22 protein-coding genes and 1 pseudogene are annotated in these 25208 nt (G+C 63.2%); 5 read left to right on the forward strand and 18 right to left on the reverse strand.

Going from position 1 to position 25208, the window contains the following annotated elements; translation table 11 throughout:
* Nucleotides 1-14: 14 nt before the first annotated feature.
* The 4 genes from R1T40_RS09515 to R1T40_RS09530 all read right to left on the reverse strand — a co-directional run bounded on the left by R1T40_RS09515 (nucleotide 15) and on the right by R1T40_RS09530 (nucleotide 4162).
* Nucleotides 15-890, reverse strand: coding sequence for a F0F1 ATP synthase subunit gamma (locus tag R1T40_RS09515; RefSeq protein ID WP_106163036.1), 876 nt, complete (start codon nucleotides 888-890; stop codon nucleotides 15-17).
* 15 nt (nucleotides 891-905) lie between these two features.
* On the reverse strand, nucleotides 906-2447 hold the full coding sequence (atpA, locus tag R1T40_RS09520) for a F0F1 ATP synthase subunit alpha (RefSeq protein ID WP_106163037.1): 1542 nt from the start codon (nucleotides 2445-2447) through the stop codon (nucleotides 906-908).
* Nucleotides 2448-3008, reverse strand: a complete 561-nt coding sequence (locus R1T40_RS09525) for a F0F1 ATP synthase subunit delta (RefSeq protein WP_317386739.1) — start codon at nucleotides 3006-3008, stop codon at nucleotides 2448-2450.
* Nucleotides 3009-3415: 407 nt separating this feature from the next.
* Nucleotides 3416-4162, reverse strand: coding sequence for a class I SAM-dependent methyltransferase (locus tag R1T40_RS09530; protein WP_106163039.1), 747 nt, complete (start codon nucleotides 4160-4162; stop codon nucleotides 3416-3418).
* A 55-nt stretch (nucleotides 4163-4217) separates the two neighbouring features.
* Between R1T40_RS09530 and gloB the strand changes: the two genes are divergently transcribed.
* Together gloB and clpA are read left to right on the forward strand one after the other, a co-directional pair.
* Nucleotides 4218-5024: a hydroxyacylglutathione hydrolase gene (gene gloB, locus R1T40_RS09535; protein ID WP_317386740.1), complete on the forward strand. Its 807-nt coding sequence runs from the start codon at nucleotides 4218-4220 to the stop codon at nucleotides 5022-5024.
* A 200-nt stretch (nucleotides 5025-5224) separates the two neighbouring features.
* Nucleotides 5225-7555 (forward strand): ATP-dependent Clp protease ATP-binding subunit ClpA, encoded by a 2331-nt coding sequence (gene clpA / locus R1T40_RS09540; protein ID WP_106163041.1) that lies wholly within the window; start codon nucleotides 5225-5227, stop codon nucleotides 7553-7555.
* Nucleotides 7556-7756: 201 nt separating this feature from the next.
* Here the strand turns inward: clpA and R1T40_RS09545 are convergent, their stop codons facing one another.
* The 5 genes and pseudogenes from R1T40_RS09545 to R1T40_RS09565 form a co-directional block, all read right to left on the reverse strand.
* Nucleotides 7757-8353, reverse strand: a complete 597-nt coding sequence (locus tag R1T40_RS09545; protein WP_317386741.1) for a hypothetical protein — start codon at nucleotides 8351-8353, stop codon at nucleotides 7757-7759.
* Between the two features lie 91 nt (nucleotides 8354-8444).
* A complete protein-coding gene (locus tag R1T40_RS09550; protein ID WP_106163043.1) occupies nucleotides 8445-8747 on the reverse strand; it encodes a hypothetical protein in 303 nt (100 codons plus the stop codon).
* Nucleotides 8748-9016: 269 nt separating this feature from the next.
* On the reverse strand, nucleotides 9017-11371 hold the full coding sequence (locus tag R1T40_RS09555) for a peptidoglycan -binding protein (RefSeq protein ID WP_317386742.1): 2355 nt from the start codon (nucleotides 11369-11371) through the stop codon (nucleotides 9017-9019).
* A 3-nt stretch (nucleotides 11372-11374) separates the two neighbouring features.
* Nucleotides 11375-12563 (reverse strand): annotated as a pseudogene (locus tag R1T40_RS09560) (biopolymer transporter ExbB).
* A gap of 77 nt (nucleotides 12564-12640) precedes the next feature.
* Nucleotides 12641-13168: a gamma-glutamylcyclotransferase gene (locus R1T40_RS09565; RefSeq protein ID WP_317386743.1), complete on the reverse strand. Its 528-nt coding sequence runs from the start codon at nucleotides 13166-13168 to the stop codon at nucleotides 12641-12643.
* Nucleotides 13169-13236: 68 nt separating this feature from the next.
* On the opposite strand from R1T40_RS09565, the gene R1T40_RS09570 reads away from it, so the two are divergent.
* Nucleotides 13237-14250, forward strand: a complete 1014-nt coding sequence (locus R1T40_RS09570; protein WP_317386744.1) for a DUF2125 domain-containing protein — start codon at nucleotides 13237-13239, stop codon at nucleotides 14248-14250.
* A 274-nt stretch (nucleotides 14251-14524) separates the two neighbouring features.
* On the opposite strand, the gene R1T40_RS09575 is transcribed toward R1T40_RS09570, so the two are convergent.
* The 4 genes from R1T40_RS09575 to R1T40_RS09590 all read right to left on the reverse strand — a co-directional run bounded on the left by R1T40_RS09575 (nucleotide 14525) and on the right by R1T40_RS09590 (nucleotide 19140).
* Entirely contained in the window at nucleotides 14525-15376 is an 852-nt protein-coding gene (locus tag R1T40_RS09575) for an extensin-like domain-containing protein (RefSeq protein WP_317386745.1), read from the reverse strand.
* A 35-nt stretch (nucleotides 15377-15411) separates the two neighbouring features.
* Entirely contained in the window at nucleotides 15412-16344 is a 933-nt protein-coding gene (locus R1T40_RS09580; RefSeq protein ID WP_317386746.1) for a prephenate/arogenate dehydrogenase family protein, read from the reverse strand.
* The gene (hisC, locus tag R1T40_RS09585) at nucleotides 16341-17432 is read right to left on the reverse strand and encodes a histidinol-phosphate transaminase (protein WP_317386747.1); all 1092 of its coding nucleotides are present in this window, start codon (nucleotides 17430-17432) and stop codon (nucleotides 16341-16343) included. Before hisC ends, R1T40_RS09580 begins: the two co-directional genes overlap by 4 nt.
* 283 nt (nucleotides 17433-17715) lie before the next feature.
* Nucleotides 17716-19140, reverse strand: coding sequence for an aminotransferase class V-fold PLP-dependent enzyme (locus R1T40_RS09590; protein WP_317386748.1), 1425 nt, complete (start codon nucleotides 19138-19140; stop codon nucleotides 17716-17718).
* Nucleotides 19141-19246: 106 nt separating this feature from the next.
* Here R1T40_RS09590 and R1T40_RS09595 point away from each other — a divergent pair, with 106 nt between their 5' ends.
* Nucleotides 19247-19708: an Lrp/AsnC family transcriptional regulator gene (locus tag R1T40_RS09595; RefSeq protein WP_317386749.1), complete on the forward strand. Its 462-nt coding sequence runs from the start codon at nucleotides 19247-19249 to the stop codon at nucleotides 19706-19708.
* 3 nt (nucleotides 19709-19711) lie between these two features.
* On the opposite strand, the gene R1T40_RS09600 is transcribed toward R1T40_RS09595, so the two are convergent.
* From R1T40_RS09600 to R1T40_RS09620, 5 genes are all read right to left on the reverse strand, one after another.
* Nucleotides 19712-20185: a GNAT family N-acetyltransferase gene (locus R1T40_RS09600; RefSeq protein WP_317386750.1), complete on the reverse strand. Its 474-nt coding sequence runs from the start codon at nucleotides 20183-20185 to the stop codon at nucleotides 19712-19714.
* Nucleotides 20186-20214: 29 nt separating this feature from the next.
* Nucleotides 20215-20802, reverse strand: a complete 588-nt coding sequence (locus R1T40_RS09605) for a PA14 domain-containing protein (protein ID WP_106163054.1) — start codon at nucleotides 20800-20802, stop codon at nucleotides 20215-20217.
* A gap of 212 nt (nucleotides 20803-21014) precedes the next feature.
* Nucleotides 21015-21635 carry a 30S ribosomal protein S4 gene (rpsD, locus tag R1T40_RS09610; RefSeq protein WP_106163055.1) on the reverse strand — a complete coding sequence of 207 codons (621 nt, stop codon included), beginning with the start codon at nucleotides 21633-21635 and terminating at the stop codon, nucleotides 21015-21017.
* Between the two features lie 393 nt (nucleotides 21636-22028).
* A complete protein-coding gene (locus R1T40_RS09615; protein ID WP_317386751.1) occupies nucleotides 22029-23090 on the reverse strand; it encodes a Hint domain-containing protein in 1062 nt (353 codons plus the stop codon).
* Between the two features lie 243 nt (nucleotides 23091-23333).
* Nucleotides 23334-23741 (reverse strand): rhodanese-like domain-containing protein, encoded by a 408-nt coding sequence (locus tag R1T40_RS09620; protein ID WP_317386971.1) that lies wholly within the window; start codon nucleotides 23739-23741, stop codon nucleotides 23334-23336.
* A gap of 183 nt (nucleotides 23742-23924) precedes the next feature.
* Between R1T40_RS09620 and R1T40_RS09625 the strand changes: the two genes are divergently transcribed.
* Nucleotides 23925-25199 carry an NAD(P)/FAD-dependent oxidoreductase gene (locus R1T40_RS09625; RefSeq protein ID WP_317386752.1) on the forward strand — a complete coding sequence of 425 codons (1275 nt, stop codon included), beginning with the start codon at nucleotides 23925-23927 and terminating at the stop codon, nucleotides 25197-25199.
* Nucleotides 25200-25208 lie beyond the last annotated feature (9 nt).

Below are 25208 nucleotides of genomic sequence, written 5' to 3' on the forward strand. Positions count from 1 at the left end.
TCTCCGGTTGTCTCTTAGAGCGCCTCGGCGCCCGAAATGATTTCAATCAGCTCGTTGGTGATGACGGCCTGACGCGAGCGGTTGTACTCGATGGTCAGCTTGTCGATCATCTCGCCCGCGTTGCGGGTCGCATTGTCCATCGCGCTCATCCGAGCCCCCTGTTCGGAGGCCCCGTTTTCCAGCAGCCCCGCAAAGATCTGGGTGGCGACACCGCGCGGCAGGAGATCCGCAAGGATCGCCTCTTCGCTTGGTTCGTAATCCACCGGACCGGATGCGGCATCGGCGTCGTCAGCATCGAATTGAGCAGGAATGATCTGCTGTGCGGTCGGGATCTGGGTCACGACGTTCTGGAACTTCGCGTAGAACATCGTCGCAACGTCGAACTCGCCCGCGTCGAAACGTGCCAGCACGTCCTTGGCGATGTTCTGCGCGTCGACATAACCCAGGCGCTTCACCTCGGTCAGATCCACATGGCCGATGAACAGCTCGCCGAACTCGCGCTTGAGAACGTCGCGGCCTTTTTTGCCCACGGTGAGGATCTTCACGGTCTTGCCAGCCGCCTGAAGTTCTTGCGCCTTCAGACGTGCCAGCTTGGCGATATTGGCATTGAAGCCACCGCACAGGCCGCGTTCGGCGGTCATGACCAACAGGAGCTGAACCTGATCCGAGCCGGTGCCCGCGAGGAGCTTCGGCGCGGTATCGCTTTGGCCGACAGAAGCTGCCAGCCCCGCCATCACGGCATTGAACCGTTCGGCGTAGGGGCGTGCATCCTCAGCCGCTTCCTGGGCGCGGCGAAGTTTCGCCGCCGCGACCATCTGCATGGCTTTGGTGATCTTACGAGTGTTTTTCACACTCGAGATCCGGTTTTTGAGGTCCTTGAGAGAAGGCATGTGCTGTCTCTCTCCTTACGCGAAGTCTGCGGCGAATTCGTCCAGAACAGCCTTCATCTTCTCGAGCGGTTCACCCTTCTTGAACTTGGGATCTTCATTGGTGATCCAAGCCAGGAAGTCGGCCTTCTTGGTGCGCAGGAAGGTCAGCAGTTCCGCTTCAAAGCGGCCCACTTGCTTCACGTCGACATTGTCGAGATAGCCGTTGGTGCCCGCGAAGATGACGCAGACGATTTCGGAGTTGGTCAGCGGCGAATACTGCGGCTGTTTCATCAGCTCCGTCAGACGCGCGCCACGGGCCAGCAGTTTCTGGGTCGCGGCGTCAAGGTCGGAGCCGAACTGAGCAAAGGCAGCCATCTCGCGGTACTGGGCGAGAGACAGTTTCACCGGCCCGGCGACGGAGGACATCGCATCGGTCTGAGCCGAGGAGCCCACACGGGACACCGACAGACCGGTGTTCACGGCCGGGCGGATACCCTGGTAGAAGAGTTCGGTTTCCAGGAAGATCTGACCGTCGGTGATGGAAATCACGTTGGTCGGAATAAACGCGGACACGTCGCCGCCCTGGGTTTCGATGATCGGCAGCGCGGTCAGCGAGCCCGAACCGAAGTCTTCGTTGAGTTTCGCGGAACGCTCCAGCAGGCGGGAGTGGAGGTAGAACACGTCACCCGGATACGCTTCACGGCCCGGCGGGCGGCGCAGCAGCAGGGACATCTGACGGTAGGCCACGGCCTGCTTGGAGAGGTCATCATAGATGATGAGCGCGTGCTTGCCGCTGTCGCGGAAGTATTCGGCCATCGCGGTCGCGGCGTAGGGTGCCAGGAACTGCATCGGCGCCGGGTCGGACGCGGTCGCGGCCACAACGATGGAGTATTCCATCGCGCCGGACTCTTCCAGTTTCTTCACCAGCTGCGCCACGGTGGAGCGCTTCTGACCAACCGCAACATAGACGCAGTAGAGCTTCTTGCTCTCGTCGTCGCCTGCCGCTTCGTTGTAGGATTTCTGGTTCAGGATGGTGTCCAGGGCGATCGCGGTCTTACCGGTCTGACGGTCACCAATGATCAGCTCACGCTGGCCGCGGCCAACGGGGATCATCGCGTCCACGGACTTGAGGCCAGTTGCCATCGGCTCGTGCACGGATTTACGCGGGATGATGCCCGGCGCTTTCACGTCTGCAACTTTGCGCTCTTTGGCTTCGATCGGACCTTTGCCATCCAGCGGGTTGCCGAGGCCGTCCACAACGCGACCCAGAAGCTCGGGACCGGCAGGCACGTCCACGATGGAGTTGGTGCGCTTGACGGTGTCGCCTTCTTTAATGTCGCGGTCGGAGCCGAAGATCACCACACCGACGTTGTCGGATTCGAGGTTCAGCGCCATGCCCATGATGCCGCCGGGGAACTCGACCATTTCGCCCGCCTGGACGTTGTCGAGGCCGTAGACACGGGCGATACCGTCACCGACGGAGAGAACGCGGCCGATCTCGGCCACTTCGGCTTCTTGACCAAAATTCTTGATCTGGTCTTTCAGGATCGCAGAAATCTCTGCTGCTTGGATACCCATTTATCCGACCTCTTTCATTGCATTCTGTAGGGAGTTGAGCTTGGAGCGGATCGAACTGTCGATCATCTTCGAGCCCACTTTTACGACGAGACCGCCGATGATGCTCTCATCAACGGTGGCATTGATTTTGACCGTCTTGCCCACGCGCTCGGCGAGGGTTTTGGCCAGTTTTTCACTTTGGGTCTTGGTCAGCGCCTTGGCAGAGACGACATCTGCGGTGACCTCACCACGGGCCTCGGCAAGGCGCGCGCTCAACGCAGTGATCAGCGCCGGAACCGCAAACAGGCGGCGTTTGGCCGCCATCACGGACAGGGCATTGCGGAGCACTTCGTCAATCCCCATCTTCTCCGCTACGGCGGAGATGGCCGAAGCCTGCTCTTCGCGCGACACGAGGGGAGAAGAGATGAGAGTACGCAGGTCTTCGCTGTCAGCCAGCGCGGCTGCCAGATCGTTGATGCTTGTCTCGAGTTTATCAAGAGCATTGCTCTCGACAGCGATATCAAAGATCGCTGTGGCATAGCGGTCGGCAATGCCTGCGGAAATCGAAGCTGGTTCGGACACGTCCACCCTTCCGATATTATTTTGGCCCCGGTTTTTAATGCGTCCTGGCAGGTTGCATCCGGGGGCGTGAGGTCAACCCGATTTTGGCCGGGCATCGAAATCAGCGTGGATGTAGCAGAGCCTTTGCGACCTAGCAACTCCCTCTGTCCGCGACACAAAAAACCGATTTCTATGTTTTTCAATCACTTAACAAAAGTGCGACGCTTTATTGCAGGTCGGGCCGCAAAAAAATTACGTCCGCGAGCGAACCGGATGCGATTCCGATGTGACAAATTGCGCTATTTCAGTACACCGACGCATACAATGTCGAATCTCGCACATGAAGCGTCGACTGTGTCCCTCCCCACGCCAGCGACACTCCGAAGCGCGGCGGGGACGCCCCCCGGCATGGCGCCGGCCCCAAGAGATCAGGCCGGTTCCGCAACCGGATTGGACAGCCCCTCCAGAACCCGGATCGGGTTTGTGCGTCGCGATTTGATCATATGGCCCTTCTGCGGGTGGGTCTGCTTGGACACTTCGACCAGAAACACCCCCGCCGCCATCATTGCGGGCAAACGCCGTCCAAACCGCTCGATCATGGCGCCGGACTTGAGCCAGAACCGCCGTTGGCTCGGCAGGCGATAGAGCGCCGCCGCGTGACGTTCGATGACAAACTGGTGCCCTCGGAGCTGATTTTCCACCTGGGTCAGCGTATAAGGACGGCCAAAGCCAAAGGGCGTGGCATCCGAACGCGCCCAGAAGCCGCCCCGGTTGGGCACGATGAAGATCGCCCGGCCGCCCGGCCCCAGAACCCGCCAGCATTCATCCAGAAGGTCGGACGGCCGTTCTGAGGTTTCCAGCCCGTGCAACACCACCAGACGGTCGACCCGCCCCGTCTCCACCGGCCAGGAGGTCTCCTCGCACAGAATAGAGACATTGGGCATCCCCGCAGGCCATTGCATCACCCCCTGTGGCCCCGGCATCAACGCCAGCACGCGACGCGCCTCCGGCAGGTAGGGCCGCAACAGAGGGGCAGCAAAGCCAAAGCCCGCAACTGTCTCGCCTATCGCATCCGGCCACATGCGCAACAGCTGGCCCCGGATCGATGCTTGTGCCGCACGCCCCAGCGTACTGCGATAATAGAAGTTCCTTAGATCCTGCACGTCCAGATGCATTGCAGAGGCCCACTGCTTCGGTCAGTTTGGGGGCAGTCTAGCAATGTGAAAGCGAATGACCATGCCCGATCAAGCCTCTACCTCCGCTTCTGCCCTCGAAATCGTCACGGTCGCCTGCCTGTCGGACAATTACGCCTATCTGGTGAAGGGCCCCGACGGGGTTGCCGTGATTGACGCGCCAGAGGCTGCTCCGATCATCGACGCCCTTGAGGCGCGCGGCTGGACGCCCGCAGTGGTGATGATCACCCACCATCACCACGACCACGTCGGCGGCATCAAGGCGCTGCGCGACAGATACGGCTGCACGGTGATGGGCCCCAAGGCCGAGGCCGACAAGATCGCTGCCCAGGGCGAAGCGCTCGACATGGAGCTGGAGCCCGGATTTGAGGGCGGCACCGGCGCGGGACGCTGCCAGGTTCTGGCGGTTCCCGGCCACACGCTGGGTCATATCGCCTTCTACTACCCGGAAGGCGGCGCGCTCTTTACCGCCGACAGCCTGATGGCGCTGGGATGCGGTCGCCTGTTCGAGGGGACACCGGCCATGATGTGGCAGTCGCTGACGTCGCTGGCCGCCCTGCCCGACGAAATCATGGTTTATTCCGGGCACGAATACACCCAGTCCAACGCCTCCTTCGCACTCAGTATCGACCCGGACAACGCCGCGCTGCAACGCCGGGCAAAAGAAATTGCGCAGGCGCGCGTAAAAAACGCCCCCACAGTGCCCGTCGCATTGGGCGTGGAAAAAGCCACCAATCCATTCCTGCGCGCAGGCGATGCGGAAATGAAGAAAACCCTTGGCATGGAAGGGGTTGCAGACGTCGAGGTCTTTGCCCATATCCGGTCGGCAAAGGACAGGTTCTAACGCACCGGGGCTCTGCCTCATCAAATCTACGCAAGATATGTGAGCACAATGACGGGAATTGTGACCACAATCACGTAAAAAGCCCTTGAAGCTTACGCTCTATCAACCAAACTCTAACAGTATGAGGACATGGTTATGGGACAGGACCGGGCCGCCCGGTGGCGACGGGTCCCCATAACCCAAGACAGAGGAGCACGCCCGTGCCTTCATTCTCGAGCACTTTGGAACAAGCCATTCACGCGGCGCTGGCGCTGGCGAATGAACGGCGTCACGAATTCGCAACCCTCGAACATCTGCTGCTGGCACTGATCGAGGAACCTGATGCCGCACGCGTCATGCGCGCCTGCAGCGTCAATCTTGACGAACTGCGATCAACCCTTCTGGAGTTCGTAGAAGAAGATCTGGCCAATCTGGTCACCGACATCGACGGATCGGAGGCGGTTCCGACCGCGGCCTTCCAGCGCGTCATTCAACGTGCCGCGATCCACGTTCAATCCTCGGGCCGAACCGAAGTGACCGGGGCCAATGTGCTGGTGGCGATCTTTGCCGAACGCGAAAGCGATGCGGCCTTCTTCCTGCAGGACCAGGACATGACCCGCTATGACGCGGTGAATTTCATCGCACATGGTGTCGCCAAGGATCCCGCCTATGGCGAAAATCGCCCCGTGTCCGGCGCACCCGAGGCCGAGGAAGAACTCGGCGGCGGCCCGGGCGTGGCAGAAGGCGAACAGAAAGAGTCGGCACTGGCGAAATACTGTGTCGATCTGAATGCCAAATCCCGCGAAGGCGACATCGACCCGCTGATCGGTCGCGACTCCGAGGTGGAGCGCTGCATCCAGGTGCTGTGCCGCCGTCGCAAGAACAACCCGCTGCTGGTGGGCGATCCCGGTGTCGGCAAGACCGCCATCGCCGAAGGTCTGGCTCGCAAGGTGGTGCAAAGCGAAGTGCCCGAGGTGCTGTCGGAAACCACCATCTACTCGCTCGACATGGGCGCATTGTTGGCCGGTACGCGCTATCGCGGTGATTTCGAGGAACGCCTGAAGGCGGTGGTGACCGAGCTGGAAGACCACCCCGACGCGGTGCTGTTCATCGACGAGATCCACACGGTGATCGGGGCCGGCGCCACCTCCGGCGGTGCCATGGATGCCTCCAACCTGCTGAAACCTGCCCTGCAGGGCGGCAAGCTGCGCACCATGGGCTCCACCACCTACAAGGAGTTCCGCCAGCATTTCGAGAAGGACCGCGCCCTGTCGCGCCGGTTCCAGAAGATCGATGTGAACGAGCCGTCGGTGGAGGATTCCATTGCCATCCTGAAGGGGCTGAAGCCCTATTTCGAGGAGCATCATTCGATCAAGTTCACCTCGGATGCGATCAAATCCGCGGTGGAACTGGCAGCGCGCTATATCAACGACCGCAAGCTGCCGGACAAGGCCATCGACGTGATCGACGAAGCCGGTGCGGCCCAGCATCTGGTGGTGGAAAGCAAGCGTCGCAAGACCATCGGCGTCAAGGAAATCGAGGCCGTGGTGGCCAAGATCGCCCGCATTCCGCCAAAGAGTGTCTCCAAGGACGATGCCGAGGTGCTGAAGGATCTGGAGGCCAGCTTGAAACGCGTGGTCTTTGGTCAGGATGCCGCCATCGACGCGCTGTCCTCGGCGATCAAACTGTCCCGTGCCGGGCTGCGCGAGCCGGAAAAACCGATCGGCAACTACCTGTTTGCCGGCCCAACCGGCGTCGGCAAGACCGAGGTGGCAAAGCAGCTGGCCGATACGCTGGGTGTGGAGCTCTTGCGCTTTGACATGTCCGAATACATGGAGAAACACGCGGTCTCACGGCTGATCGGCGCGCCTCCGGGCTATGTCGGCTTCGATCAGGGCGGTCTTCTGACCGATGGCGTCGACCAGCATCCACATTGCGTGCTGCTGCTCGACGAGATCGAGAAGGCGCATCCGGATGTGTTCAACATCCTGCTGCAAGTGATGGACAACGGTCAGCTGACGGACCACAACGGCCGCACGGTGAACTTCCGCAACGTGGTTCTGATCATGACCTCGAACGCGGGCGCCACGGAGCTGGCGAAATCGGCTGTCGGCTTTGGTCGCGACCGTCGCGAGGGCGAGGACACAGCGGCCATCGAACGCACCTTCACGCCGGAATTCCGCAACCGTCTGGATGCCACCATCTCCTTCGGCGCGCTGCCGAAAGAGGTCATCCTGCAGGTGGTAGAGAAGTTCGTGCTGCAGCTGGAAGCACAGTTGATGGACCGCAACGTGTCGATCGAACTGACCCGCAAAGCTGCCGAATGGCTGGCGGACAAGGGCTATGACGACAAGATGGGCGCCCGCCCACTGGGTCGCGTGATCCAGGAGCACATCAAGAAACCGCTGGCGGAGGAGTTGCTGTTTGGCAAGCTCGCCAAGGGCGGGGTGGTTCAGGTTGGTATCAAGGACGGCAAGCTCGACCTGCGGATCGAGGGACCAAACAAGCCGCAGCTCAGTGGCAACAAGCCACCCCTGCTGACCGCCGAATAACGCGCGCTGCCTGCCTCAGGCGCAGCAACGGACAACGCCCACCTTCAGTCGAAGGTGGGCGTTTTTCATGTCAGAGTTCAGACTGCGGCGGGTGCCGCCCCTCCCCCCAAATGTTCAGCAAACACACCCTGGAAAAAGACTGCTCTATATCGCGGCATCGCCCCGTCGAGCAGGACAGTGCCCCCCGCACGAAGTCGCGGCTCAGCTGCGGCGGATGGGACTGCGCAAGGCGCGAAAGATCAACATCAGAACCATCATCAGCACCACCTGCCCGAGGATGTCGCCAACCATATACGCAGCAACCTCGCCAATCTGACTGCTGGGATCAACGATGCCGGAGAACACCAGCGTCTGCCCCATCGAGTTGAAAACAGATGCCAGCAGCCCTGCCAGCAGCAGCTGCCGCCAATTCATGCGTCTGCCGCTTCCGGCATAGGCAAAAACGCCGAACACGCGCAGCAGCTCAAATGCCAGATAGGTGGCAAGCGTGCTCGTCAAGATCGAGATCCACATCCGGTTCTGCATCAAGTCTCGGATGTCAGCTCCCGTAAAGATCAGGTTCGCAAGCACCGCGCCAAGAACCAACGGCAGGATCGCCCGCCACCCCATCAGCCAGACGCTCAGCACCCGAACCCCGTGCGGCAAATACGCCAGGCTGGCAAACACGGACGCGCTTTCCCAGAAGAAATGCTGCACCGGCGCGATCACCCAGATGGTGGCACCGTGACAAATTATATAGGCCATGGCGATCATCACCATGCCGGGGACACCGGGTATGAAGCCGTCAGCAGTTCTCATGCATCTGGTGTATCGCCCACATATTCACAAAACAATTCCTGTCGCGACCTTGACCCTCAAACCGAGAACAAACGCCACGTCCTTTGCGAAATCAATCGTGCAACAAGTCTCGTCGAACGATGTAATGCTTGGCCCGTGCGCCCTCGGGACGTTCGAGAAAGCCGAGATCCAGCAGCGAGCGCAATGCCCGATGAAAGGTGGCCTGGGTGATGTCGCATGTCAGAGGGTGCTGTCGAATTTGCTCGGAGCGCACCAATTGTCCGGGCTCATCCGTCAATTTATGTGCCGCCTGAAACACGTCCTTTTCGGCCCGGCTCAAATCCTCCAGCCCTATGTCGCGCTCCATCTGACGCAACATGTCGCGAAGTTCAAAGATCGCGCGTAGTCTATCCAATCAAAATGCCCCTCCAAGAAGATGCATATGCCCTCCAGGGGCCAAAGCAAATAATCTGTAGGATCAGCATAGCACATAAAAATTCTCACGCATGAGAATTTATTGAAATTTAGCTGTCGCCGTGCTACTCACCTACTGGGCGAACCCAATAGCCGTGAGTGGTGGAGACGTCCAGATTTCAAAGATGTTATTTGAGCAGTTCGGGCTCTGGCGATGTCATGTCGCCGGAGCCTTTTTATTTTAGAGATATCATATGTTTATCTTTGACTTCAGCGCTCGGTGAGCTTCAGTTCAATGCGGCGGTTCTGCGCCCGCGCAGCCGGCGTGTCGGCTGGATTGATCGGCTGAAATTCGCCAAAACCATTGGCGGCAAGCCGATCTGGAGGGATCCCAAGCGCATCAATCATGTAGCGCACAACCGACAGCGCCCTGCCCTGGCTGAGTTCCCAATTGTCGGCGTACTTCCCAGTGCTCGAAAAACTCAGATTGTCGGTATGGCCATCAACCCGGATGATCCAGTTGATCTCCTCAGGGATCACCGCTGCCACGTTCTGCAAGATACGCGCGACTTTGGCGATCTCGACCTTGCCCGCCTCTGACAGTTCGGCGCTGCCAAGCGCGAAGAGCACCTCTGAAGCAAAAACAAATCGGTCACCTTCGATTCGCACACCCTCTTGATCGCCCAGGACATCACGCAGCTGACCGAAGAACTCGGACCGGTACCGCTCCAGATCCTCCGCCCGGTTGGCCAGACGCTCCCGTTCGGCCTCCAGACGCTTGCGCTCCTGCTCCTCCAACAGGCGGCGGCGACGCTCCTCTGACGCGGCTCGGGCCAATGCGGTGTTGAGATCCTTGCCAAGCGACTGCACCTGCACGGACTGCGCGGCATCGCGTTCCTTGAAGTCATCCAACAGCGCCTGCAATCCGCCAAGCTGCTCGCGCAGCGCCGCCACCTGCTGGTTGAGCAGCGCGGTTTCGCGTCGCGCCTCCTCGGAAACCGCTTTCTCGTCTGCAAGGGCGGCGCGGGCCTGTGCGAGGAGATCGGCGCGTTGTTCGGCAAGGGTCTTTTGTTCGGCGGCCTGCGAGGCGAATTCGTCCTTGTCCGACAAGGCGGCCAGCAGACGGCTTTGCAACACATCCTGATCGGAGGCCGCAGCCTGCGCCCGCTCCAGCGCCTCCAAGGCGACCAGCAGGCGCTGCTCGACAGAGGCGCGCTCTTCCGCGGTAGAGCTTGCGGCGCTGCGGGCGGCCTGTAGATCGGCCTCGGCACGGTCGAGGCGCGTCTGCAAACCGCTGCGGGTTTCTGCGGTTTCGGCGCGAAGATCTGCCAGCTGTGTTTCGAGCGTGCGGCGGGTTTCGTCCGCCTCGGCCCCCAGCGCGGCAAGCTGATCCTCCAGCGCGCGCCGTTCGACATCAAAGCTGTCCTGCAAAGCACGCAACTGCGCCTGATACTGGGTTTCCGTCTCCACCGTGGCGGCCCGCTGGCGGGTCAGTTCGGTTTCCAACTGGCTGCGGGTGTCTGCGGCCTTCTGACGTGCGGCGTCGACCTCTGCCGACAGCCGGGCGCGCGTGGCGCTGCTGTCGGCACGCACACGCTCCAACTCCGCCTCCAATGCCGAAACTCGGGCGGCGGCGCTGCTTTCGGTGACCTCCATCTGAGCCAGCACGCGGGTCAGCCGTTCAGCCAATTCATCGCGATCCTGGGCTTGTGCCTTGGCCTGCTCGATCGTCGACAGCGCCTGTTCCAGTTCCTCGTCAAGCGTCTCGCGAGCGGCCTCTGCGGCAGCCAACAGCGTCAACGTGTCTTCGGCTTTCTTGCGCTCCTCTTCCAACGCCAGCGTCATCGCGGTGAGTTCGGCGTCGGCATTTTCCAACCGGTTGCGTAGCGCCTCGGCGGCGGCTGCTTCGGTCAGGCGGGCAGCTTCCTCCTCGGACAGCGCCTCTTCCAGCTCCGAGACACGGGCGGCCTGCGCGTCGTCTTCGCTGCGCAGATCCTCCACCAGGGCCTGCAGCGCCTCGGTGCGGGCGGCGGCCAAGCGCGCGGCCTCGACCTGCGCATCCATCTCGTCGCGCGCCTGCGCCAACGCGAGGTTCAGCGCGTCCTGCTCCGACAGCAGCTCGCTGCGCGCGGCCGCAAGATCGTCCCGTTCGGCGGTGAGTTCCGCAATCTGCGTCTCGGCTTGGTCCCGGCCTGCGATCAACGCCGCCACCTGGGCCTCGAAATCGGAAATCTGAGTCCGCGCCGAGGCAAGATCAGAGGTGGCCGCATCCCGCTCCTGCGTCAATGTGCTGATGCGCGCCTGCTGCGCCGAAATCTGATCCCGCGCGGCCTGCAGATCGGAGCGCGCCGAATTGAGCGTGGCGCCCAAAGCGCCCAAACGGGCCTGCAGCTGACTGGCCTCGCGTTCCTTCACCCCAAGCGCCTGCGCCAGCGCCCGGACCTCGGTCGACAGGTCATCAAGTTCGGTTTCTTGTCCGGAAATCGTTTCGCGTAACACGAACTGCACCACCATGAAGATGGTCAGCACAAACATCAGCACCAACAAAAGACCGGTCATCGCGTCCACGAAGCCGGGCCAGATCGCGCCCTGGAAACGTTGGCCGGTACGGCGTTTCAGGGCCATGGATCAGCTCTCTTTCCGCGCCGCCACACGCGCCGCCCGATCCATGCCACGCGGACCGGCGAAGGCCTTGACCAGAAGGTCGATGTCCTTGCGCAACTCGGCGAGGCTTTCCTGACGACCGGCGGAGAGTTCCTCGAGAATGCGCAGCATCTGCACGTCGATGGAACGCAGGCGCATGCGGCTTTCGGCGTCAATGCCCACGTCACCATGGGCGCGCATCAGCTCTGTCAGGGTTTCCTGCCCCAACGCGACCCGTTCCAGCGCCCCGGAGATCGAGGAGACATCGTCCTGACGGCGGTTCATGTCATCAATCGAGTTCGACCAGCCGCGACAGTTTTCCATCCACCTCGGCGCGGCTCTCGGCGGTCTGAACAAACATCGCCTGCAGCGCGTCCATCTGTTCCGCCATGGTATCAAGCACACCGGCCACGAGGTTGCTGTCGCCAACGCCCTCCTCCCCGGACGAGAAACTGACGCGGGTGAAGGACGACAGCCATTCCTCCAGCTCGCGATAGAACCGGTTCTGCCCGTGCCCGGCGAACAGCTCCAGCAGACCGACAATCAGCGAGCCTGCAAGACCCAGCAGCGAGGAGGCAAAGGCAACGCCCATGCCGCCCAATTGCGCCTCGAGCCCGGTCATCAGACGGTTGAAGACGGCGATGCCCTCTTCGCCCTCCTGCGGGGCAAGACTGCGGATGGTGTCGACCACAGCCGGAACCGTGGTGGCAAGACCGTAGAAGGTCCCCAGCAGGCCGAGAAAGATCAGCAGGTTGACGATATAGCGGGTGATTTCGCGCGCTTCATCAATGCGCTCGGCCACGGAGTCGAGGATTGACCGGGTCGAGGAGGACCCCAGCTGCATTCGCGCACCCCGGGATCGCAACAACGAGGCCAGTGGTGCAAGCATCGAGGGCGCACGATCATCATCGGTGGTAATCTCGGCGGCAAAGCGTTCGATCCAGCGCACGGAGTTGATCAGCTGCAGCACCTGCCAGAAGGTGGCCAGCACCCCGATGACAAAGACAAAGACGATAAACCCGTTGAGATAGGGGTTCGCCTCGAACACCGGCATCACCCGCGGCAGCGCCATCACGGCCCCTGCCCCGGCCAGCGCCAATGCGATCAGCATCATGACAACCTGACGCACCGGCTGTGAAAACTGCGGCCGGCGTTCGCGTTCGTGATGCGCCATTCCTTGCGGCTCCCGATAGGCTTCGACGTGGTTCTGCGCCTGCAGCCTAGACCGAAAACCTCATGGTCGCCAAGGATTTATGATAAAATTTGCCGGACGCGCTGCGTGAGCCAGCTGAGGTCGGGATCGCTGAGCCCGATTTCATCCAGATGGCCGGCCGTGTTGAACAGATACTCGCTGTTGGGACCACGCCCCCCCACGGCACGGGCGATGATCTGCGCCTGCTCTTCCAGCTCCAGATGACAGTATTGCACGTGATGCGGGTCGATCACGTAGACCACCGCGTTGACCAGCTCGCCGCTGGCAAGCTCCACGTCAAAGAAACGTTCGACATAGGCCGAGGAGATCAGCTCGCGTTCGCGCAGCGCGGCGAGGGTCGTCTCCTCGTGGCCCGGCTCCACCCGGAGCGCCAGCCCCTTGCAATGGGCATCCTCCTGCGCATCAAGTGCCAGCACCAGGCCCGGAACCTCGTCGCTGCCGCGATGGTGGATGGACCGCATGCAGAAAGATCGGGCGAAGCCATGCAGCGTTGCCACCTCGCTCTGCGCCACTGGGAACTCCGGGTTCCACAGGAGAGAGCCGTATCCGAATACCCACATCGTCATGTTACTGGTCCTTTTTTCCGTGCGCCTGTAAACAGCAAAACGGGTGGAAACAAAAGGGGCAGTGCGGCATGAAACGCGGGTTGAAGGTCCTTCTGGGGCTCTGTGTCATCTGGGTGCTCTATTGGGCCGTCGCGGCATGGGGCCTGCGTCAAAGCGTTGCGAACTGGTTTGAGACACAGGCAGCACGCGGCTGGCAGGTGGAGGTGGGCGGCATTGCGCCCCGTGGTGCGCTGGGGGGCTTTCCCTGGCGCCATGTGACCCGCATCGAGGCCCCCACACTGGCCGATCCGGGCACCGGGGCGGCGTGGCGCGCAGACTGGCTGGAACTGCACAGCCCCGCGATCTGGCCTGGACGTCAGAGCCTGCGGTTTGCCGATGGAGATCAGCGTCTGTCCTATTTTGACCAGACCGCCGTGATCGGCACTGAAGGGCTGCGCGCGGATCTGTTCCTCGCGCCCGGTCTTGCGCTGGAGCTCGAAGAGCTAGGGCTGAGTTCGGGCGCGTGGCGCATCGGTGATGGCGAGACCATCACGCTCAGCGCCGAGGATCTGGATCTGCGCATGGTGCAAGGCGCACAGCCGGAGGCGTATCGGATCGACATGCAGGCCCGCGCCTTTCGCCCCGGCCTCCGCCTACGCCGTCTGTTGCGGGCCGCGCCCGAGCTGCCGCAAACATTCGACACTCTGACCCTGCAGGCAGATGTGACGTTCGACACCGCCTGGGATCGCAGCGCACTGGAGGACCGTCGCCCGCAACCGCGCCGGATTGACCTTGATCGGCTTGAGGCCCGATGGGGCCAGATGCGGCTGAAGAGCACCGGAACGCTGGATGTAGATGCCTCGGGCGTCCCCACAGGCGAGCTGGCTCTGCAGGTGGAAGCCTGGGCCGAGTTTCTGGATATGGCGGTGGATACCGGCTTCATCACCCCTGGTGCCCGGGATCAGACCGCACGCGTGGTGGCGATACTGGCGCGCGCCAGCGGCAACCCGGAGGATCTGGACATCACGCTTGGCTTTCGCGGTGGCTATATCACCATCGGCCCGATCCCGCTTGGCCCTGCCCCGCGCCTGATCATCCGCTGAGGCTGCGCAAGGGCTAATGGGGGGGGGCTCCCGCCCCGGTTCATTGCGCCCCTGCGGGGCACATCGCTCCGCGTTGGGCATGGCGCCGGGCCCTTCGGCCCGGCGCCGCAGCCTGTCCCGATCCGGGACAGGCTGCCAGGCCCAACCCCGCCAAGGGGGAGGCCCACGTCAGGGGGCGTGCACCTGCGGGAGCGGGAGCCCTGCCCTAGCGATTTTGCCCGGACGACTCAGCGCTGACTGCGCGGCGCGAACCACAAGATCCGCGACGATGCCCTTAGCGACAGTAGCGGCCGCTGCGATGACGGGCTGTGTCGAGGTGGAAATGATCGCGGTGATAGATGTCGGATTCCGGCCCCAGCACCGTGTGAAACGGACCGCAGGCGGATTTCCACATGCGACGCAGGGCCTTGCGGGTGGGCTTGTCGAGCCAGCCCTTGAGGACGCTCACGGTGGTGCCATTCTCCAGAGTGAACCCGGAAATGTCGATCGCCCGCCCGCGCCCATGCTCAGAAATTTTAGCGCCGGGCCGATTGTTACGGGTGCGGCAGCTGTAATGTGCGGCCACCCGTAGCCGCACCACGCGGTTGGACCGGCCAAAGGCCGTTTCCACATCCCGCGCCACCCATTTGTTCAGCGCCTTGGCGGTGTCGCACGTCATCAGCGCCGGTGTGCTGAGCGCAACCCCGGAGACCGAGCGTACCCGCACCGCATTCTTGGCACCACAGCCCTTGAGCTTGCCAGGGATGTCGCCCGCGACCTCACCCTGGATGTCCAGGACGCCGCAGACCGAGCCGCGCCGTTTTTTGGCGCGACCAAACAGCACCTGCTGCATCAACTCCGGTGTGCGCATCATCGGGCGCAGGGTCACCTCTGGCGCCACCGGACTCAGATCCATCGGGCGCGCGGCGGCGGCCAGGATCTGTGGCGACACGGGGCGGATCTGTGGGCGCAGCTGAGCCGCCAGCGATGGCATGATCACGGCGGCGGCCGCCGCGCTGATTGCGGTAGACGCAGACAGGTCAGAGATCTCCGCCAGTGCCACCTCTATGCCCCGTTCAAGCGGTGGCCGCGGGGTGGTTTCCGGCGCAGCAGTGGTGACACCGCTGGCCGCATGGAGCAAAACCATCGCAACCCCGGCCAGCCTCATATGCGCCCGCACGCTCATTTCTTCGGCCCACGCCCGAAGTCCGGCGCATCCGTATCCTGGCCAGCCTCGATGATGCCGCGACGGATCGCACGGGTGCGGGTGAAATAGGCGTGCAGATGTTCACCGTCGCCGGTGCGGATGGCACGTTGCAGGGCAAAGAGCTCCTCGGTGAAGCGACCGAGGATTTCCAGCGTGGCATCCTTGTTGGTCAGGAACACATCGCGCCACATGGTTGGATCGGAAGCCGCAATCCGGGTGAAATCGCGAAAACCCGCGGCGGAATACTTGATGACCTCACTATCCGTGACCCGGCGCAGATCATCGGCCACGCCAACCATGGTATAGGCGATGAGGTGTGGCGCGTGGCTGGTCACCGCCAACACAAGATCGTGGTGGTCGGCGTCCATTTCCTCCACATGCGCGCCCATGCCCTCCCAGAGCGCGCGAAGACAGGCCACCGCCTCTGGGTCGCTGCCCTCTACCGGCACCAGCAGGCTCCAGCGGTTGTCGAACAGTTCGGCAAAGCCCGATTCGGGCCCGGAGTGTTCGGTGCCGGCCAGCGGGTGGGAGGGGACAAAATGCACCCCCTCGGGGATATGCGGCGCGACATCCTCGATCACATGGCGCTTCACCGACCCCACATCGGAGAGCGTGGCCCCCGGCATCAGCACCGGGGCAATCTCGGCGGCGACAGCGCCCATCACTCCGACGGGCACGCAGAGCACCACCAGGTCGGCGCCCTCGACGGCCTCTTGTGGCGTGTCGCAGATGCGATCGCACAGGCCGATGCGGCGAGCGGTGTCGCGGGTCTCGGCGCTGCGGGCGTAGCCGGTGACCTCGCCCGCAAGACCGGAGCGTTTCATCGCCCAGAACATCGACGAGGCGATAAGCCCCAAGCCGATCAGCGCCACGCGGTTGTAGACGGGTTTAGCCTGCGCTTCGGTCATTCTGTGCCCTGCCCGGATTTAAACGCCTTCACGGCCGCAGCCACGGCGCGGCAGGCGGTCTCATCCCCGATAGTGATCCTCAGCGCGGTGGGCAGGTTATAGCCCGCCACCCGGCGCACGATCAGGCCGCGAGCCTTGAGGAAATCATCGCAGGCCTCGGCCTCGGACTGGCTGGCAAAGCGGGCGAGGATGAAATTGGTGCAGGAGGTATCCGACGGCACGCCCGCCTCGGCCAGTTGATCGGCAAGCCAGCCGCGCCATTTCGCGTTCTCAACCCGGCAGGCCTCCACGTAGTCGCGGTCGCGCACCGCCGCCTCCGCCCCCGCCAATGCGGTGGAGGACACGTTAAAGGGCCCGCGCACACGGTTCAGCACGTCGATGATCTCGGCCGGGCCATAGCCCCAGCCGATGCGCGCACCACCAAGCCCGTAGATCTTGGAGAAGGTCCGCGTCATCACCACATTGTCGCGGGCCTCGACCAGCTTTGCACCGGCATCAAAGCCCTCGACATATTCCGCATAGGCACCATCCAGCACCAGCAGCGCGCCCTTGGGCAGGCCATCGGCAAGCCGGGCCACCTCGGCCTCGGAGATCATGGTGCCGGTGGGGTTGTTGGGATTGGCGATGAAGACCAGCTTGGTCTGCGGTGTGCAGCCTGCCAGAAGCGCGTCCACATCAGTGACACGCTCACGCTCCTTGACCTCGACCGGGGTTGCGCCCGCGGCCAGCGCAGAGATGCGGTACATGGCAAAGCCGTGCTCGGTATATAGCACCTCGTCACCCGGACCAGCGTAGCACTGGCAGAGGAAGGCGATGATCTCGTCACTGCCCGCGCCGCAGATGATGCGATCCGCGTCGAGCCCGTGGGTCTCGGCGATCGCGCTGCGCAGGGCGGCATGGTCGGAACTTGGGTAGCGATGCATCTTGGCCGCAGCCTGGGCCATGGCCTCCACCGCCTTGGGGCTGGCGCCCAGCGGGTTTTCATTGGAGGAGAGCTTGGTCACATTGCTCACCCCGTCCACATGGGCCGCGCCCCCCTGATACAGGGCGATGTCCATGATACCGGGTTGCGGCGTGATTTGGGTCATATCGGTCGAGCTCCTTCGCGAACCCGTCTCTCATAGCGGTCTGAAGGCGATGGGAAAAGCGGCAACTGCGCGCAGGCCTACACCAGTGGCGCGCAATCCGGGATGGGAGGGCGTGCTCCCGCCCGTCGTCCCTGCCCGCAAACGGACAGATCCTCCCGTTGGGCCGGGCCGCGCCGCGCGCCCCAAAAGGGGCGCGCGGCGCGGGTCGCCTCGGGCAAAGCCCGAGGCGAAACCTCTCAATTCAACGGCTCATGCAAACACAGATATCCGATGCGCTACGTCTTTACGCAGCGCGCGGCTGGAACCGGGCGGTACTCGGATCAGCATCATAGGACGCGGCGATTTGTTCCGCCTCCGCCACCAATTTAGCGACGCTTTCGATCACATAATCCACCGTTGCCTCCTCCATCAGGTAGGAGAAGTTGAGCCGCACCCAGCCGGGTTTCTGCAACTCGCGCCCCGCCAGAAGATCCCCCAGCAACGCCTCGGACTGCGGCTGGTCGATCTCCAGCAGCCGGTGCGCATAAGGTCCTGCGCAGGCACAGCCACCGCGGGCCTGGATGCCATAGACATCACTCAGCATGCGGGTGAAGAGCTGCTGATGCACCGGCGCACCGGAGGCCCCACGCACCGTAAAGGAATAGATCGGCAGCCGATGTGCGCTCTCATGACCCAGCAGCGTCAAGCCCGGCAGCGCCCCCCATGCCGCGCGGGCCTTGGCCGCATACTGCGCCTCGCGCGCCTCGATATACTCCTGCCCCACCGCTTCCTTGACCAGAAAGGCCAGCGCGGCGCGGATGTCACCAACCACATTGGGCGTGCCCGCCTCTTCGCGCGCGGCAAGACTGTCGGCGTAGCGATGCGACCAGGGCGACACAAAACTGACGGTGCCGCCACCGGGCCAGGAGGGCATGGTCGAGCGCACCGCCTCGCGGCGCAGGATCAGCACCCCGGAGGCACCCGGACCACCGGGAAATTTATGCGGCGAGACCACTACGGCGTCCTTTGGCTCGGCGCCATGCTCCCCCATATCGATCGGCAGATAGGGTCCGCCCCCCGCGTAATCCCAGACCGCCCGCGCCCCATGCGCCCGCAACAGCCGGGTCACCGGGTCCGGATCGGTGACGATCCCCGTGACATTCGAGGCCGCCGAGAAGCTACCGATCTTCAGATCCGCATCCGCATGCTGCAACAATGCCGCCTCCAAGGCCGCCAGATCAACGCCACCCTCTGCGCCCTCGGGGATTTCCACCACCTCGGCCCGGCTCTCGCGCCAAGGCAGGATGTTGGAGTGATGCTCGTAGGGGCCGATGAAGACCACCGGCCGCTCCGCCTGCTCGACCCCGAGCAGTTTCACCAGCCGGTTCAACCCCGCCGTCGCCCCGGAGCCGGCAAAGATCACCTCGCACGCCTGCCCCGCGCCGGTAAGCCGCGCGATCTCGGCCCGGGCCTCGCGGCGCAGGCGGGTCACATATTGCCCGCAATAGGAGGCTTCGGTGTGGGAATTGGCGTAAAACGGAAGCAGTTTCTCGGCGATGAACGCCTCCACCGGGCGCATGGCGCGGCCCGAGGCCACGTAATCCGCATAGACCAGCGGCACATCGCCGTTCAGGCCGGGGATCATCACCCCCTCGCCGATCAGCGTTTCAGCCAGCTTGCCCGCATCCGCGGTGTGTTTGATCGCCGTTTTGAACTCTTGCAGGATCATTTTTGCGCCCTCATGGTTATTTTGCTCATCATAGACCACCGAAGTAGGGTCATTCTCACAAAACATCACAGGTGACAGCGCTAATTCGCTATCATATGATCGAGATATGACAAAAACCATAGATCAGATTGACCGCGACCTCCTGCATATCCTGCAAAGGGACGGCAGCCTGTCGCAGCGCGACCTGGCGGAGCGTGTCGGCCTGTCGCAGAACGCCTGCTGGCGGCGGCTCCGGGCCTTGCAGGACAAGGGTATTCTGCGCGGCACCCGGGCGGAGGTGGATCGCAGCCAGCTGGATCTCGGTCTGGTGGTCTTTGTCATGCTGCGCACCCGGCATCACTCGGCAGACTGGCTGGCGCAGTTCCGCCGCCATGTGCTGACCATTCCCGAAGTGGTGGATTTCCATCGCATCGGTGGCGATTACGATTACCAGCTGAAGGTGGTGACCCGCGACATGGCCAGCTACGACAAGGTCTATCAGCGGCTGATCGGCGGCGTGGAACTGGACAGCGTGACGTCCTATTTCGCGATGGAGACAATCGCCGAGGGGCGTCCGCTGCCGGTCTGAGGCTTAGCCGCGCGGCAAATGGAATGCCTTGCCGACGCCACCGGGTTCAGAGCGATGGTCGACGAAGCCCATGGCGGCGTAATAGCCCAACCCTTCTGCATTTGCGGCTCCGATGAGGGCGTCAATGGCGGGCAGTCCGGCCTGCCGTGCCGCCGCCGTGGTGACGGCAAACAGCCCCCGCCCGATCCCGCAACGCGCCGCGCTTGGATGAATATGGGTGCCGATCACGCCCCAACCCACCAGCGCGCCATAGGGGTTGCCCGGCACCGCGCGCTTCAGCGATTGAAAGCCAAGAACCACGCCCGTTTCATCGGTCGCAACGGTGCAGGCCAATTGGTCGGAGTGGCGAATGTAATGCGTCCGGACAAAGGCGGCATCCCCAGCCTTGTGCCGCTTGCCAGCCCTGCGCAGCGCTTCGAGCACGGCGGAGAGCCCCGCCGCATCCGAAAGCTCCGCTGGGCGATACGTGATCTGCATGGGCTCTTCGGTGGCTCCGGACGCGCGGATCAGTGCCCGAAGGCCGCGTTGGGCATCCAGGTCGGGCGTTTGCCCGCCGGCGCGGCGCGCATGTGCAAACAAGCCGTGTTGGTGCGCTGGAACCAGAGCGCCTGCAGCGGATACCAGCCCGCTTGCGGGACCTCGACCTCTACCGCAAATGTCTCCTCGCAGGCCTGACGGCCATCAAATTCGCCAACAAGCTGGCCGCCCACCACGGCGTGCAGCCCGTCGTTGGTCAGAAAATCGATGGTGTAGACTCCGGGCGCGTCAAATCGCACATAGCCCCGAATATCGGCCACCACCCGTTCGGCCCGCTTGGAGGTGAGGACATTCTCGCCCAGCTCGGTGTCGCGGTAGTCCAGCCCCTTGAGCGGCGCGCCCTGTTCGACCTTGTATTTCAGCGCGTTGCGGGCCGCGCCCAGGCTCTTGACGTCCGAGGGATAAGCATAGCGCACCGAAAGCCCCGGCTTCAGCCCCGAAGGCTGCGGGTCTGCGGGTGTCAGCTGCACCGGGGCGGCGACCGCGGCGGCGGCCAACCCGGCAATCAGCCCGGTGGCAAGCGTGAGGGTGCGAAGGGTGGCGGATGTGATCGACATGGTGAACTCCCAATCTGTCCGGACCACGTATTTGTTCAGGGGTTGGGGCCGGTGTCAGGGGCACCATAGGCAGCAAACCCGCGATGACCCAAGAGATTCCTGACGTCATGCGGCGCGCAAGCCCACCCGCTCCACACAACAGAAGAAAAGCCGCCCCTTTCGGGAGCGGCTTTTGCAAATCTCGTATCCAATACGCCCTGCGGGCGACAGGATCAGTTCTTGGCGTAGAATTCGACCACGAGGTTCGGTTCCATGATCACCGGGTACGGCACGTCGGCCAGCGAGGGCGCGCGCACGAAGGTGGCGGTCAGCTTGGAGTGGTCGGCTTCGATGTAGTCAGGCACGTCACGCTCGGCCAGTTGCACGGCCTCGAGAACAGCAACGTTCTGCTTGGACTTGTCGCGCACTTCGATGACGTCACCCTCTTTCACGCGGTAGGAGGGGATGTTGACGCGCTTGCCGTTCACCAGCACGTGGCCGTGGTTGACGAACTGACGGGCCGCAAAGACGGTCGGCACGAACTTGGCGCGGTAGACGACGGCGTCCAGACGACGCTCCAGCAGACCGATGAGGTTTTCACCGGTGTCGCCCTTCACACGCTCGGCTTCGCCGTAGATGCGACGGAATTGCTTTTCGGTCAGGTCGCCGTAGTAGCCTTTCAGCTTCTGCTTGGCGCGCAGCTGGATACCGAAATCGGAAAGCTTGCCCTTGCGGCGCTGACCGTGCTGGCCGGGGCCATATTCACGACGGTTCACCGGGGATTTTGCGCGGCCCCAGATGTTTTCGCCCATGCGACGGTCAATTTTGTACTTGGCAGACGTGCGTTTGGTCACGGCTGTTCTCCTTTATATTTGGCTCCGCGACTTGCTCCGAAAACCGGTTCCCACTTTTCGGTTGCGGACGCGAGCGACACACAACCGTCAGAACCAGATCAGGCTCGCCACGGCGATAAAGGGCGTTGTCCTCTTGGGTTTGGATCTTGCGACCCTCTGCCATGACAGGCATTCCCTTGCGGGAGCCACCAACACCAATGAAGCCGCGCTTCTATAGGAACGCGCTGTGGTGTCAAGGGAGAAGCCGCGGATTATGGCACCGTTCAATGCAGCGGCCATTGCCGCGCCGGGACCTTCGGTCAGGTCACAACAGCAGATCTGCTGGAACACTGGGACTGGATGCCCTGCCCGCCCTCACAGATCCCGGACCACAGCGCGATCAACGCGGCGGCGCTAGGCTGCGTCATGCAGCAGAATGGCCGCCTCCGAAGCAGAGAGATTGCGTCGGGCGAAACCGCCGTAGCTGCTCGGGTCGCCTTCGATATCCGGCAACTGCCGCAGCAGCCGCTTGCGATCAGAATCATCCAGCGCCGACAGCGCCGCGTGGGCCGGATGAAAGCTCTCCGTCTCCACTCCGTTGGCCCAGAGCACCTGATGATTCTCCAGCAGGAGATGGACATAGGTTACCTCTGTCACGGCGCGGTCCACCTGGATCGTGCGGTCATTCACCAGATCACGCGCGGCCACCAGAACTTCCGGCTCATTGAACAGCGCCTGCGCCGCAGGGCCGCGCAACAACATGCGGTGTTCGGGAGAGACCAGCAGCTCCTGTTCGGGGCGATCAATGCCAAGCGCGCCCGCGCCGATGCGCACCGGCCGCAGCTGCGGCATCACGAAGAGCCGCGCGCCCGTCATGCGTCGCGCGCCGATCCAATGTATCATCTGGACACCGTTGTCGCGGGTCTGCACCCGGTCGCCCTCACGCAGGGTTTCGACGGCTCTGGGCCCATCCGGTGTGGCGATGCGGGTGCCGGGGGTAAAGCAGATCACCCCAGGATCGCGCGGCGCCTGAGCCACGCCCAAGGACCCAAGCGCATGATGTACGACCCAGAGATCGGTGTGGCGCGGCGGCATGTCATCGACAAACATCAGCAGAGGTGGTCGCCCCTTGCCGGCATCAATCACGGTCACCGTATAGCTGCGCACCCCATTGGTGACGACAAAGCTGCTGTCCATCACCGGATCCTTGACGTTGATTGCATGAATATCAGTGCGATTCTGCACGGCTGCGCCAACAAGACGACGCACCGAATGCGCCGCGCGCCGGCGGAGATCCTTTTCGCCATCTGCCATGTCGAGACGCAATAGGTCCGACGGTCCATCCACGCGCAGGGCATCCCCATGCCATGACCACGCGGCACCGACATCGAGCGCAGATATCGGCGCTGCGTCGAGACCGTCGATTTCTGTCTGCGTCCAGGAAATGACAAACGTGCCACGAAAGCCCGTCTTCATGCTCTAGCCTGCCTCAGTCACTGCTTCTTATTTTAACGAAGCGTTAACAAATTGAGGCGCGGCGGGAAAGTCCTCACACGGGGGCCAGGGTCACTATTCCCAAATGAACCGTGATGAAATGGCCACGTCACCCTCTCCTGCGGGGCGCAGGACAGCGGTGATCTGCGCCACGACAAGGCGAAACAAAAAGGGCGCGCCGCAGCACGGCGGGGAAAGTTCCTGAGCTTACTGAGGGATTCGGGATCAGTCGGCGCTATCTACCGCGGGCACCACCGGCCCCTCTGCCTTGACCCAGCCGGAGAAGCCGTCGCTGATATGCGCGGCCTCAAATCCCATGTCCTGCAACATCGCCACCGAAAGCGCCGAGCGCCAGCCGGACGCGCAGTGAAAGACGAACCGCTTGTCCTCCTCGGCGAAGATTTCCTTGAAATAGGGGCTGTCGGGATCCACCCAGAACTCCAGCATGCCGCGGGGGCAGTGAAAGCTGCCGGGAATAAAGCCCGTGCGCTGACGCTCGCGCACGTCGCGCAGATCGACAAAGATCACGTCGTCGCGCCCATGCAGCGCGATCGCATCCGCGCTGTCGATCTCCGCGATGCGGGCGCGGGCTGCTGCCACCATGTCCGCCGATGAGGTCTTGAGCTTGGCCATCATGTCGCCTCCTGCTGTGGGTCGAGCCCTGCTGCGTTTCCAGCACTCTAGGCCCAGTCGGAGCCCTGCGCCAGCCCGTGTCACGCCGCCGATTGACAGGCGTTCTGCGCTGCCCCAGTGTTCCCTGCAGGCCCGGCGGGCATCCCCGCTCCGGGCGCACCCCTAGCATGTGAGGCGTCCAACGTGAGCGCAGACACGTCCATTTCCCTGTGGGACCGCTCGTCCGCAGAACCCACCCATTCCGAGCCGCTGCAACAGGATGCGCGAGTCGACGTGGCCATCGTCGGTGGCGGCTACACCGGCCTGTCAACCGCGCTGCATGGGGCGCTCAAGGGGCTGTCGTGCCATGTGCTGGAGGCCGAGGAGATCGGCCATGGCGGCTCCGGGCGCAATGTCGGTCTGGTGAACGCCGGGCTGTGGCTGCCGCCGCAGGAGGTGGAGCATCTGCTGGGCCAGCGCCATGGCGCCGCATTGGTGCGGGAGTTGGGGGATATGCCCGACTACGTGTTCTCGCTGATCGAGCAATATCAGATCCGCTGCGAGGCCACCCGTGCGGGCACCATCCACGCCGCCCATGCGCCCTCGGGCCTGCGCGACCTGGAGGCCCGCGCCGCCGCCTGGCAGGCACGCGGTGCGCCGGTGCGCCTGCTGAGCGCTGCAGAGACGGCGGAAAAGACCGGCACAGGCAAATTCCACGGCGGCCTGCTGGATGCCCGCGCCGGCACCATCAACCCGATGGGATACGCACGCGGACTGGCCCGCGCGGCAAGGGCGGCAGGGGCGGAGATCTCAACCGGCACCAAGGTGCTGTCGCTGGCCAAGGACGGCGACATCTGGAAGGTCGAGACGGAGCGCGGCGTCATTACCGCAGGCCAGGTGGTGCTGGCCACCAATGCCTATAGCACCGGCCTGTGGCCGGGACTGGAACAAAGCTTCACCCCGATCCAGTTCTTCCAGCTGGCCACCGCTCCTCTCGGCGAGGAGGCGCAGGCGATCCTGCCCGAGGGGCAAGGCCTGTGGGACACCGGCAAGATCATGTTCTCGCTGCGCCGTGATCAGGCCGGACGGTTGATCATCGGCTCAATGGGGTCAGTGGTGGGCGGCACCACGGGTCTGTCGCGCCGCTGGGCGGAGCGCAAGCTGCGCCGTCTGTACCCGGCCCTCGGGCCGCTGAGTTTCGAGGACGCCTGGCACGGGCAGATCGCCTTTACCCCCGACCATCTGTTCCGCATTCACCGGCTGGATGACGGGCTTTACACTCCGGTGGGCTACAATGGCCGCGGCATCACCACTGGCACGCTGTTTGGCCGGGCGCTGGCGGAGCTGTTCTCCGGCGCACCGGAAGAGAGCCTGCCGCTGCCGATCACCGATCTGGTGCCGGACCGGGGCCGCGCGCTGAAGGCACCGCTCTATCGCACGGCCTTCCTTGCCAAACAGACCGCCGAAAGCCTGCTCTGATCCGGCGGC

This window comes from Tritonibacter scottomollicae, assembly GCF_032924845.1.
Classification (GTDB): domain Bacteria; phylum Pseudomonadota; class Alphaproteobacteria; order Rhodobacterales; family Rhodobacteraceae; genus Epibacterium; species Epibacterium scottomollicae.